A 13,805-nucleotide genomic window follows, 5' to 3' on the forward strand; every position below is an offset into this window, starting at 1 on the left:
TTTTATAATTATCTTACATTTAACAAATGCGTTTTACAATTTACTAACCACAGATACATCTATGTTAAATTTTTCAGACCATCCCCATACCCGTCTCAATATTCTGACGGGCGAAAAGGTGCTGGTATCTCCTCATCGAAGCAAACGTCCGTGGCAGGGACAAGTGGAAGATCTCGTTGTCGAACAGCGGCCTTCTTACGATGCGACTTGTTATTTATGTCCTGGGAATAAACGTGCTGATGGCACGGTTAATCCCGAATACGGGGATAGTTTTGTTTTTGTCAATGATTTTTCGGCGTTGTTGCAAGATACTCCACAAGGCCAGTATAATGATTCTGATCTTTTGCAGGCAGAAAGCGAACGCGGCATTTGTAAAGTGATCGCTTTCAGTCCGCGGCACGATCTTACACTTCCGGAGATGGAAGAAGATGCGATTGTCGCGGTAGTAGATTTGTGGCAACAAGAATTTTCTGAGCTTGCTAAGCATGATTGGATAAAATACATTCAGATTTTTGAGAACAAAGGTGCCATCATGGGATGTAGCAATCCACATCCTCATGGACAGATCTGGGCGCAAGGTAATGTACCGGTAGAGGTGGAGAAGGAGAATGCACAACAGCACCATTATTTTGTAAAGCATGGTGTATCTCTTTTATCCGCTTATGTAAACTTGGAGATTCAAAAAAATGAGCGTATTATCATCGACAATGATCACTTTATAGCATTAGTGCCGTTTTGGGCGGCATGGCCTTACGAAACGATGATCGTCAGTAAACGTCATGTTTCCAGCATAGCGGAATTCACTGCCGAAGAAAAAACAGATTTGGCCAAAACATTACAGGAATTGACCATTCGTTACGACAATATTTTTAATACCTCTTTTCCCTATTCTGCAGGAATGCACCAGGCACCGGTGAACAGTGGTAATCAAGCGCATTGGCATTGGCACATGCATTTCTATCCGCCATTATTACGCTCTGCTACCGTGAAGAAATTTATGGTAGGCTATGAGATGATGGCAAATCCACAGCGCGACGTCACGCCAGAATATGCTGCCGATTTAATAAAAAAACAAGCAACAACACATTATAAAACACGTTTAGATGTCTAAGGAAAGCAAACTAAAGGAAAGATATCTGGCTCTATTTGGCGCGGAGCCGGATTTAATGGCGAAGTCACCGGGGCGGATCAATCTTATCGGAGAGCATACGGACTATAATGAAGGGTTTGTGCTGCCTACTGCCATAGATAAGGCCATCTACGTGGCGTTAGCAACACGTGAAGACGATAAGATCGTATTGTATGCGGAGGACTTTTCAGAATATTTTGAATCGAGCATTCATACCGTAAGCCCGTCCGATAAGGGTTGGCCAAATTATATCCTTGGTGTGGTGCATCAGCTACAGGAACTTGGTTTAGCACCTAAAGGATTTAATCTATATGTGGATGGCGATGTGCCATTGGGAGCGGGTTTATCTTCCTCTGCGGCGGTAGAATGTGCTACTGGATTTGCCTTGAATGAACTTTTTCAGTTTAAACTTAGCCGGCAAGAAATTGCTAAAATCGGCCAAATGGCGGAACATACTTTTGCTGGTGTAAAATGTGGTATCATGGATCAATTCGCATCGGTGCTGAGTAAAGAAGATTTCGTGATCAAGCTAGATTGCCGTTCTTTGGAATACGAACATGTGCCCCTACTTTTGGGAGATTATGAGTTGGTGTTGCTCAACACGAATGTCAAACATTCATTAGCATCGTCTGCCTATAATGATCGACGTAATTCCTGCGAACAGGGTGTGGCTTGGCTACGGGAGGAATATCCAGAAGTGCTCAGCCTACGTGATGCTACTGTGGACATGCTGGAATCTGTCGTAAAACCTAAAAGTGAGGACATATTTACAAAGTGTAAGTATGTCGTAGAAGAGAATATTCGTGTAGAGTTGGCTTGTGAAGCCTTAAAATCGGGCAACATCGAAGAGATGGGACGTCAGATGTTTGAAGCACATCAGGCCATTAGTAAAGACTATGAAGTGAGCTGTGCGGAGTTAGATTTTTTGGTAGATTACATGAAAGAGCAACCAGAGGTGGTAGGAGCTAGAATGATGGGCGGCGGTTTTGGTGGCTGTACTATTAATATTGTTAAGAAAGGACATGCCGAGCGTATTGCAAAGCAGGTAGCGCCAGCATACAAAGATGCTTTCGGATTAGCACTCGAACCGATCTTTGTCGCCGCATCAGGTGGATCAACTTTGTTGAACTAAAATAGGACAATTAACAAAAGAAGAGCGGGTTATCGTAAGACAACCCGCTCTTCTTGTATTTGAAAAATTAATTATTAGTTGCTCAAAGTAAATCTGGTTACCTGGGTATCCGCCGAGTTTGTACCCACAAATACTTCAAAATCGCCAGGTTCAGCAACCCACTCTAATTCGTGGTTAAAGAATTTCAGATCTTCCTCTTGTAAGGTAAAAGACACCTTTTTCGTTTCTCCTTTTTTAATCAATAGCTTCTCGAATTTTTTCAATTCTTTGACCGGGCGGGTGATCGATCCGACGACATCACGAATGTACAACTGTACCACTTCTTCACCATCCCAGTTACCCGAATTGGTGACGTCTACCTGTACTTCGATGGTGCTACCTGCTGTTAGGATTTCTGACGAAAGCTGCGGCTGCCCATAATCAAATTGGGTATAGCTTAAGCCGTATCCGAAGGGATATAGGGGTGCGTTATCTACATCAATGTAGTTAGAACGAAATTTTTCAAACCACTGTCCTTTTGCCAAAGGGCGTCCGGTGTTCTTATGCGCATAGTAAAGCGGAAGTTGCCCTACGTGTTTTGGAAAACTTGCCGGAAGTTTACCGGAAGGGTTTACGTCACCAAACAACACATCTGCTACGGCTTTTCCAGTTTCTGACCCGCCAAACCACACATTTAAGATGGCAGGCACCGCTTTACTCTCTCCAACAATGGTCATCGGGCGGCCAGCGAAAAGAACCAATACCACCGGTTTTCCGGTGGCCAATAGCTTTTTTAATAAGCGTTGTTGGATTTCTGGAATTCCGATATCTACACGACTGGAACTTTCTCCAGACATTTCCGAAGATTCTCCCAATGCGGCTATGATGACGTCCACGTCTTTGGTTGCTGCTACCGCTTCTGCCAAAATCGTTTCCTCATCGCGCTCATCTCTCGGAATAGTGCGGCCAAACATCGTTGCACGCTCTTGATAAGCAGCATCTTCTAAGAGATTCGAACCGATGTGCGTAATGACTTCTACTTGATTACCCAATGCAGCACGCATCCCTTCTACTAAGGATGGCGTATTGGCATGATCGGCACTCACACTCCAGGTACCTGGCATATTGCTACCGGTATTAGCCAATGGGCCAATAACTGCTACTTTACCTTGCTTTTTTAAAGGCAGAAGCTGCTTTTCATTTTTAAGCAACACAAAAGATTTTGTAGCTGCTTCCCGTGCTTTTTCTAAGTGCGCTTTGGTATAGATATCGGTTTTTGCGCGTTTGGGATCCGTGTTTTTATAGGGATCGTCAAACAAGCCGAGCTTGTATTTTGCTTCCAATACGGCACGGCAGGCAGCATCAATACGTTCTTGAGAAACTTTGCCTTCGGTAAATGATTGCTCCAACGTAGTTAAGAAGCCCTCACCAACCATGTCCATATCCATGCCGGCATTGAGAGAAAGTTGAGATACGTGCTTCAAATCTCCTAATCCGTGATCTACCAGTTCGTTGATTCCAGTGTAGTCTGATACCACCAACCCTTTGAAACCCCAGTCTTTGCGTAATACATCGCTTAATAACCATTTATTAGCGCTGGCTGGAACTCCATTGATGTCGTTGAAAGATACCATGACCGAACCAACACCCGCATCAATAGCCGCTTTGTAGGGAGGAAAGTATTCGTTGTACATGCGGTGCAGACTCATGTCGGTGGTATTATAGTCTTTACCGCTTTCGGCAGCACCGTACAAGGCGAAATGTTTTACACAAGCTAACATCGCATCTCTAGCACGTAAATCATCTGATTGTAATCCGCGAACCATTGCTGCGGCAATCAAGCTACCTAAATAAGGGTCTTCGCCGCTTCCTTCAGAAATACGTCCCCAGCGGGCATCACGACTAATGTCTACCATCGGGGAAAATGCCCAGTGAATACCATCTGCCGTAGCTTCTTTGGTTGCAATACGAGCTGTTTGTTGAATTAAATTCAGATCCCAAGAGGCAGCTAAGCCCAACGGAATAGGAAAAGCGGTGCGGTAGCCGTGTATCACATCCATTCCAAAGATAATTGGAATTTTCATGCGTGATTGCTTCATGGCAATTTCCTGAGCACGACGGGTCTTCTCTGGTGTGCTGAGGCTGAAGATGCCACCGATTTTTCCTTCGGCAATCTTTTCTTCCACACCGGTAGATACGACAGAGCCAGTCACGGCTTCGCCTGCCGTTACCAGGTTTAGTTGCCCGATCTTTTCCTGTAAGGTCATCTTAGACATTAAATCGTCTAAGAATCGGTTCATTTTGGTATCATCTTGCTGCGCTTGCGACAAAAAAGGTATCGCTAGTGCACATAGTATCAATCGAAAATGTCGTTTATTCATGTTGTATATTTTGCTTAGCGGATTTTTGGAGATGTAAACCCTAGCTTTTTCAATCCCGTTTGTATTTCTGGAGCCTCCATAAAGAGCTTCCAGAGCAAGCCGCTTCGATAGTTTTCGATCATCACCACAATAGGGCCCTGATCGATGGCGAGGTAGTGCTGTGGGAACCAGTCTTCGGTTTCGCTGTAGGCATCGTAGAATCCATATTTTCCCCAAACTTTATCACCTAATGAGTCTTTTAAATAATGTGCAAAAGCAATACTCTCTTTTGGCGTGTATGGCATGGAAGATAATGCAGCGGTAGGGCTAATCACACCGTGATCATTGTCTGGATGATGTGCATCATATCCTTTAAGGGAGTAGCTGGCCGTTAATCCCCAGCCTTTTTCTGCACCATAACCTTTGTAATTCTTTGGATTCTCTTCTGCATACGCAATATTGATTTTGGCGTGGTTACTTACCACATCCCAATAATTTGCATAGCGATCCTGCAAACCTTGCGGATCAAGCCCTAAATAGGAATAATGAGCCCAGAACAATGGCCCGATTTCGCCGGGACGTGCATTGTGTTTGATGCTCAAGGGTATATTTAGCTTTTCTGCGGATGAACGAATCTCGCCAGAACGCGCCCAACCTTCGTGGTAAACCGTGGTATCGATAGGGTGATTAGGAGAAGATGCCGCAAGAATGTAGGTAATTAATCCTTCATCGTATCCGCGTACGGGATGGTTCATACCAAAATCCACCGTTGGACTCCAATGCCAATAAATTACCTGCTGTCCATTGGTGTAGTGATTCCAGTTAATACCTTTCCACAATTCATCGGCCTGGGTTGCAACTGCTTTTTCTTCGTCTGTACCATTTTTCAGGTATTCGCGTACCATGATCAGTGCTTCGGCCATGAATGCGGTCTCCACGATATCACCACCATTATCCTGCTCGCTAAATGCTTGTACCTTTTTCGTATCTCCATGATACCAATGCGCCCAAGCTCCTTTAAATCGATCGATCTCTCCCAGATAGGTCATCACATGATCTAAGCGATTCACGCCCTCTTCACGCGTAATGAAGCCTCTTTCGATTCCGGTGATAATGGCCATCAATCCAAAGCCGCTGCCACCTATCGTGACCACGTTTTTGTCATTTTTCGGATAAATACCATCCAAGTGTATTCTTTCGCGCGCCATACCAGAGGTAGGCTCAGCGCCCTCCCAGAAATACTGAAAGGTGTTTCGTTGAATTTCGGTAAGTAGGGAATCATCTGCTGCAGATGACTCCGTTGATACGTTGTTTTCAGTGTGGTTGCTGGTATTGCTTTGGCAAGCGATGAATAGGCTTGTTGCTGCTAAAATCGTAAACCCTACTGTTTTTATTTCCCTCATATTTTTCTAGTAATTCGCTTTTTTGTGTAGATACTATCGCTGTTCTAGCCCAACTAACTGTGGCAAAATGTCTTGCTGTGGTAATGGATAAGGATAAAAGCGACCTGTGGCAGGGTAGGTTCTTCCTTCATAGTTCAACTCATTGGTACGATCATGACGGATCAAATCATAAAAACGAATACCCCATTCCGAACCGAATTCAGCAAACTTTTCATCTAAAACATTTGCGAGAGTCGCACCCGAGATGTCACTTAAATTTGCACGGCGACGAACAATATTAACCGCCTCATCGGCACTTAACGTACTGCTAGAAGCACCACTAACTAAGGCTTCAGCATGCATCAACAGGATTTCCGCGTAGCGAATGACGATCATATTTTTGTTTTCGCCATAATTCGTACGGCCTTGTGTGAGCTGTGTAGATGGCAAGTAGTGTTTGCCACTTAGGAAAAAATACCTTGGGTGATCATTAAATACATCACCTTCGCGGGTGGTATTGCTGATGAAATCAGGCAGTTCTGCATATTGCGGATCACTTTGCAGTTCGGCAATCCCACGTGGCGTAAATAGTACGGTGGTCTCTAAGCGATCAGTTTCTCCACGATCCAACATAAATTTGATATATTTTTGGCTCGGTTCGTAGAAACCCCATCCTTGGCTGGCTCCGGCGCGAGCCGGTGTCCAACTGCTTGGGCCATAAAAATCCCAAGGGAATCGGTAAGAAGCTCCTGTATTTGTACCTAAATCTGAATATTGGTACTCCAATAAGTTTTCGTTATTGAGTTTGCCCGGTATCTTAAATAGCTGGTAGTAATCTGCTGAAAGACTATACAATCCACTACTGATGATCTGACTGGTTGCCTCGGCGACCGCTGGATAATCTTTCGCTTCCAAATTAGCCATTGCTTTCACTGCCAATGCCGTGTGACGGGTTACTCCACCACGAATGTCTGTACGCTGGTTGGGGCGCACATCTGGCAGGGCAGGCATAGCCTCGTCCATCAACGTGGAGATATGAGCCATCACACCTGCGAAATCTGTAGGCTCCACATTAAACATGTCTGCCGGTACCGAACTAGTTGGGATCAATATCGTTCCCCATAAACGGGCAAGTTGGAGCATTTCAAAGCCTTGCATCACTTTGATTTCGGCAATGTACTGTTGTGCGGTGGCTTCCGGCGCGCCGGCCGCTTGGTACTTCTGAATTTCTTCGATAGCACCTTGCCAATTGATCAGGTCGGTGTACAGATTTAACCAGGTGGAGTTCAGCATCCAGAAATTGCGATCATAACGGAAGTTATCTGCATTAGCAAATAAAGGCTGGTCGCCGAGACCTCCTGCATTGATGTCATCTCCACGAACGCCAATTAACGGCACCGTTTCCCATTCCATGCTATACAAGTCGTTGTATGCACCACGTGCCAGCAATACCATGTTAGCGCTCTGCGAGTAATCAATCTCATCGGCGATAATTTCGTTTTCTAGTGGTGCATCGAGTGAGCAGGCACTCATCATTACTAGCGTGGATAGCGAAAGTAAGGTATGAGCAGTTTTATATAGTTTTTTCATTTGAATCATAGTTTTATGGCTGCTTACAATTTAATCATTACGCCTAAAGTGTATACTGCTGGGATTGGGTAAACCTCGCGGTCAATACCATCAGCCACTTCCGGGTTGAACCCGTTATATTTAAAGATGGTTAATGGGCGTTCTGCTGTAAAGGTTACGCGTGTCTCTGGAATTTTTGATTCACGGCCGAAGAACGAGTAAGATAAGCGAACATTCTGCAAACGGAAGTAGGAACCACTTTCAATAAAATAGCTACTCATATTCTGATTCCAGGCACGACGTAAGCCCGAAGCAGAAGGATATTGGTTCGAAGTACCTTCACCGCGCCACATATTCTCAGCCAGATTAGCATCGATGTTGGTATCGTTAGTGAAAATCATCTCGCCGCGCTTGCGGTTTAGGATACTGAAACCTGATTGTCCTTGAAATAACGCGGAGAAATCAAAACGTTTATAGCTAAGCCCTAAGTTACCACCCCAGGTAAATGACGGTAGGTAAGACCCAAGTACCGTACGATCCTGATCGTCGATCACACCGTCGCCGTTTACGTCTCTGAAAATTAGGTCTCCAGGGCGGATGCCATTCGCTTGAATAAACTCTGCCGTATATCCACTGTTTTGAATCTGTTGTTCGTTTTGGAACACACCTTGCACATCATAACCGAAAAAGGCTTGATAAGGTTGACCTATAATCGAACGCTGGCGGAATTCGGCAGAACCCGCATCTAAAAATGAAGCATCGCCTAGTCTTCTTACTTCGTTGCTCAATGTAGCAATATTACCGCCGATGCTGTAGGAGAAGTCTTCGTTGATATTGTCCTGCCAGTTTAGGTTCATTTCAAAACCCCGATTACGAAACTCACCCACACTACGACGCTCCGAACCACGAAGTACCGGTGGAATAATGTTTACCGCAAGACTGCGTGTATCGCGGATAAAATAATCGGCGTTTAGTGATAGTCGATTATCTAAAAATTGGGCATCCACACCAATGTTGGTTTCTACAGTCGTTTCCCAGCTAGTGATTAAGTCGAACAAAGGATTGAGAAAGCGACCCACTGTACGACCATCACCGATAGCTCCCAGATTTTCACCATAAGTCGGACGACCTACTGCAGGGTTGATACCATCATTACCTAGCTGCCCCCAACCTCCTCGAAGTTTTAGGAAGTTTATACCGGGTACATTAAAGAATTCTTCCTGTGATACAACCCATCCTGCACCAATGGTTGCAAAATGTCCCCATCTTTGTTGGAATTTATTATTACCATCGCTTCTCAGCGTACCATACAACAGGTACTTTCCATCATAGTTATAAGCTACCCGACCGAAGAAAGAAAGAAACTTCAGGTTGGCATTTAATGTAGTTTCATTGGCATCGCCAATACCATCTACGTCAAAATCGGTCGCATTTGTCAGATACCAGAATTGTTCTGCAGCACGCGTTGGTGCTGGATTAATAGCTGTACCACGCGCAAATAGCAATTCGCTATATTCGGTACGGTAAGACTGCCCCAAAACGGCATTTAAATTATGCTTACCAAACTGATCGTCGTAGGTCAGGAAGTTATCCCATACCTGATCATAGCTACTCGTATTATTACGGCTGATGGCTGATGGGATTTGTGTGACGCCATCATTGTATTCCTGATCAACGCGACGCGTATTATTGAATGCCAAGCTGTAATTGTACTGCGTACGGAATTTTAACTTGTTTTCAATGATATTGGCTTCCAAATTGAAGTTACCTAATACTTTGGCAATATGATTTCTGTTATCTACATAATTCAAGGGGAAAAAAGGATTTTGTACGCCTCTATATCCTAACGACTGCGCGTTGGCCAATCCTAATGGACTGGCAGCAGTATTTTGTGGATCGAATACCGGTAGGGTAGGCACGGCAAAATAGGAGCGGAACCAAGCGGTATTTTCACCGACATATTGGCGTGCAGTACTTACATTAAAGTTAGCACCTACCGTCAACCAATCTTTTACTCGACTATCTACTTTAGTCCGAAAATTCAAACGGGTGAAATCATTTCGCTGATCGTTTAATAAACCTTCTTGATTGAAATAACTTCCGCCGATGGAATAGCGTGTTTTCTCGCTACCGCCACTGAAAGACAGGTTATGATTTTGGATAGGCGCAGGAGACATTACCTCGTTGTACCAATTGGTATTGACATTGGGTAGTGCAGGATTATTTGGGTTGGCGCCGAAGCGGTTGATGGCATTTTGTATAAATGCGATATCTGCGGTACTACCCGTCTCGTTGATGTAGCGAACAAACTGCTCCGTATTGGCCATTTGAAGGACATTCTGTGGGTTCTGAATACCCCAATAACCATCATATACAATTTCCGCGTCTTTATTGTACGCTCCTGATTTCGTTTCAATAATAACGACACCATTCGCTGCGCGTACACCATATATGGCAGAAGCAGAAGCGTCTTTCAATACGTTGATGGTTTCAATATCATTGGGATTTAGGAAGTCGATATTGTCGAAAAACATATTATCTACTACATACAATGGTGCTGAGCCTCCCTCTGCGGATGTGATACCACGTAATCGCACCGTAGGCGAGGCGCCTGGGGCACCGTTGCTCACGATCTGCAAGCCCGGTACACGACCTTGAAGCGATTGCATAGGATTTGCTGTTGGTGTTTTGACGATATCGTCCGCGCGCACGGTCGCCACTGCAGTCGTCAGATTACGTTGTCGTTGTGTACCATAACCAACCACGACGATCTCTTCCAAAGATTGATTACCGTCTTCCAATACGACGTTAAGTACGGTGTCACCAGCTGCGACAGTAACTGTTTTGGTTTCATAACCTAAGAATGAAAAAGACAACGCATCGCCTGGAGCAGCTTCGATGGTAAACCTCCCGGCATCATCGGTTTGTGAAGCAGTGGATTTACCGGCGATACGTATAGTAGCACCAGGAATACTCATGCGCGATTGGCTGTCTTTTACTGTACCGCGAATAGCGGTGTTTTGCCCATACAACAGCACACTGCTGTATACGAACAACAAGGCAAGTAAAAGTGACTTCCTCATAGATAAAAATGTAGTTTGTAAATGATTTAATTTATAATGTGGCCGTTGTGTTTAATGTCCGATCATCATATGTAGCCGGGGACAGAACAAATATCAGCATATAAGGTTTGGCAATTCAATTTTTGGGTACCACATCGTTACTACGTCGTGTTATGAAATGCACTTAAATGCTATTTTAATTTCTAAATAACTGATAGTCAGTATTTTTGTGATTTGTTTTATTATAATATTTACTGATCCTGATGAAGTGTTTTCAGCGGATTTTGGGATAGGTGAGAGGTAATGATGTAGTGTTTATCTATATTTCCAGTAAAAATTCGGTTAAGTTCTTATGTGTTTCCAGCTGTAACTTCTTGCGTAACCGATAACGACGGATTTCCACCCCTCTCAAACTGATGTTGAGGAGTGACGCTATTTCTTTACTGGACATATTTAATCGTAGGTAAGCACATAACTTTAGGTCATTGGGTACCAACTCTGGGTAATTCGCCTTTAACTTCTTGAAAAAGTTGTCATGCGATTCGTTAAAACTAGATTCAAATAATTGCCATTCGCGTTCATCATTTTTAGCTTCGTCGATGAGTTTATTTACTTTTTTGAGTTGCTCGGAACTAAGCGCTTTGCCACCCGTATCCTTGATATTACCCAATTCCTCATGTAGCGTTTTGAGTAGGTCATTTTTGTAAAGCACATTCGTGGCCATATTGGCTAATTCTCGTTTTTTATTGGTCAACGCTAGTTCCAGCTGCTGGTTTTTAAGCTGCATCATTTGCTGCGCACTAATTTCGTTTTCACGCTCCACTGCCCGCTCTTTTTCCTGTTGTAGCTTTACTCGAAGCTGCATTTTAGCCCGGTATATCTTCTTCTGATACCAATTGCGAATCATGACGCCCGCCAGAACAAGGGCAATTAAATAGCAACAGATGGCAAGCCAGCTCCAATACCAGGGCCGTGCAATTTCAAAGGTGAATGAATTTACATCAGAAATGTTGCCTATAGCATCCACACTGCGTACTTCAAATACATACTTACCATGCGGAAGGTTTGTAAAGTCTTTGTAGGCATCTATACCCCACTCGGAGAATGTCTCGGTAAACCCTAGTAGACGATACTGGTATTTTGGTGCTATGGCATCATACCAAGGCACACTGTAGGCTATTCGTATACTGTTTTGCCGAAAGGGAATGGGCTGATTCGCATTTAAAGGAATCAATTCGGCAGTACTATTCCAAAATCCGGTTAGTATAGGTGCTCCAATCCGGACCTCGTCATTTCGTAAGTCGCGCATGTAAAGCGCAAAACCATCATTAAGCCCAAAAAGATCCATGTTTTCGCTGACGCGGAGTAAGTTTTCGTAACCACTCATCATCTGTCCGGATAGCGGACGCCAAGTCGTGGAGTCAATGTGTACTCCACCATTGTTTTCGAAGGTGAGTCTGGCCAAATGCGAATCTTTGAAAAACCAATAACTGTTTCCCTGATCACACTGAATGCGATTGGCCGTCGCGAATGGCCCAAGCAGCTTATTGAGCTCATCATAGCGTGTAAATTCATTCAGCACATTATCAAATCGGAATAAGCCAGTATCCGTCGCAAATACATGTCGATTGCCCATCTCATAGATACCGTGAATTTTTGCTTGCTCCGGTATCCCTTTCGAAGTTTGATGATCTACTTCTACAGCGGAAAATTCTTTGTTGAATTGCACGAAGTGCATATTATCATCATTACCGATCCAGTATCCCAGATTATTTTCTCTGGCGATGTATTTAATGGGCTGACGTATGGGTTGGTATTGTAGTATATGCTTAAAAGGCTTTTGGGAACGATCAAATAAAGAAATACCCGTGTAGTTGCCTTCCAATATGTAATCCGTATCTGGTATAGGATGTAAAACCAAACTACCGGTATAATCAGATAGTCTGTTTAAACGATTTCCCTCCACGGCAAATATTCCTGCATTATGCCCACAATACAATACATTGTCGACTTCACGTAAGTACCACACCTGCCCATTTGAGTTTTGAACAAACTGAAATTGTAATGGTATGTCTGAATAGGCACCTAGCCACGTGCTTTTAAAAAGACCTTGATTGGTGCCAAGATACAGCTCGCCCTGAAAGACAGCCGAAGAATATACGGTGCCGAGCATTCCTGTTTGGTCCGTATAATAATAGAAAGGACGATGTAAGTCCAAACGATCTATACCATTGTCTAGCCCGATCCATAGATTGGACTGTCGATCTAGCGTTAAACTTAAGACGGTATTATTCTGTAATCCGGTGTTTTTATTGATGAGTTGCACAATTTCACCACGCGTATTGATGATGACCAGTCCGTTCTTAATAGTTCCGAAAGCGTATAGATCTTTTCCGACCTGTAGTCCATTATTAATTTGATGCTGTTCAAAAAGAGATTGTGCATTGGTGCGCCACGGGCGAATACGCTCTTGTCGGTCCATTAAATATAAACCATCTCTTTCGGTCGCGATCAACGTTTGATCGTCTAGGAAGGGCAGCATACTCAGTATGCGTTTTCCTTTAAGTACATCTTTACCCTGTATTGGTATGAGTTTTCCATTACTATAGCGGTGCAAACCTGATGGGAGTTGCTCAAAATACAATTCATCGCCCACCTTAAAAGAGAATAGAAAAGGTTCTCCTGGTGCACTGATTGTGGTAATTTGATCATCTTCCAAAACATAGGCTTTGGAGAATGCCTGAAATATGATCCTGTTTCCGTGAATTATTATGCGCCAGATATCATCGTTTTGTAAGCCACTTGCTTTATCTGCTTTCGTAGAGAGGCTCGTATACGCTAATCGTCCGAATCCCTGGTCTGTCCAATAGCCGAATTCTCCTTTACCGCCGGTATAGATGCGCCCATCCGTTGCGACTTTTACGCTGCGCATTGGCACCCCTTTATTGGGGCGGTGAAGATGCCACTCTTGCCCATCATATCGTAGTAACCCTGCATTGTTGGCTGCATAAATCACCCCTTTTGGATCTACGGAAAGTCCCCAGTTTTGATTTTCGGCCTGATAATCTGCTTTGGTATAATGCGCCACATAAGGCTTCGCAATGCGAGGTAGCTCTTGTGCAGCCAAATATCCTGGAATACAGATACAGCTGAGGATTATTATTCGGTAGAAAAGGTTTAGCATCCCGTGCA

At 44.0% G+C, this 13,805-nt stretch carries 7 protein-coding genes; 2 read left to right on the forward strand and 5 right to left on the reverse strand.

From position 1 onward, the window contains the following. Positions 1–61: 61 nt before the first annotated feature. Together M8998_RS02495 and galK are read left to right on the forward strand one after the other, a co-directional pair. Positions 62–1,111, forward strand: a complete 1,050-nt coding sequence (locus M8998_RS02495) for a UDP-glucose--hexose-1-phosphate uridylyltransferase (RefSeq protein WP_249990414.1) — start codon at positions 62–64, stop codon at positions 1,109–1,111. Next, positions 1,104–2,261, forward strand: a complete 1,158-nt coding sequence (gene galK, locus M8998_RS02500) for a galactokinase (protein WP_249990415.1) — start codon at positions 1,104–1,106, stop codon at positions 2,259–2,261. Before M8998_RS02495 ends, galK begins: the two co-directional genes overlap by 8 nt. Positions 2,262–2,335: 74 nt before the next feature. Here galK and bglX read toward each other — a convergent pair whose 3' ends face one another. From bglX to M8998_RS02525, 5 genes are all read right to left on the reverse strand, one after another. Continuing rightward, positions 2,336–4,621, reverse strand: coding sequence for a beta-glucosidase BglX (gene bglX / locus M8998_RS02505; RefSeq protein ID WP_249990416.1), 2,286 nt, complete (start codon positions 4,619–4,621; stop codon positions 2,336–2,338). 14 nt (positions 4,622–4,635) lie between these two features. Beyond that, positions 4,636–6,003 (reverse strand): glucoamylase family protein, encoded by a 1,368-nt coding sequence (locus M8998_RS02510; protein WP_249990417.1) that lies wholly within the window; start codon positions 6,001–6,003, stop codon positions 4,636–4,638. Between the two features lie 33 nt (positions 6,004–6,036). Then, a complete protein-coding gene (locus M8998_RS02515) occupies positions 6,037–7,572 on the reverse strand; it encodes a RagB/SusD family nutrient uptake outer membrane protein (RefSeq protein WP_249990418.1) in 1,536 nt (511 codons plus the stop codon). Between the two features lie 23 nt (positions 7,573–7,595). Beyond that, positions 7,596–10,634: a SusC/RagA family TonB-linked outer membrane protein gene (locus M8998_RS02520; RefSeq protein WP_249990419.1), complete on the reverse strand. Its 3,039-nt coding sequence runs from the start codon at positions 10,632–10,634 to the stop codon at positions 7,596–7,598. Positions 10,635–10,932: 298 nt separating this feature from the next. Beyond that, positions 10,933–13,797 carry a transcriptional regulator gene (locus M8998_RS02525; protein ID WP_249990420.1) on the reverse strand — a complete coding sequence of 955 codons (2,865 nt, stop codon included), beginning with the start codon at positions 13,795–13,797 and terminating at the stop codon, positions 10,933–10,935. Between the last annotated feature and the right edge of the window lie 8 nt (positions 13,798–13,805).

Source organism: Sphingobacterium sp. lm-10, assembly GCF_023554555.1.
Classification (GTDB): Bacteria; Bacteroidota; Bacteroidia; order Sphingobacteriales; family Sphingobacteriaceae; genus Sphingobacterium.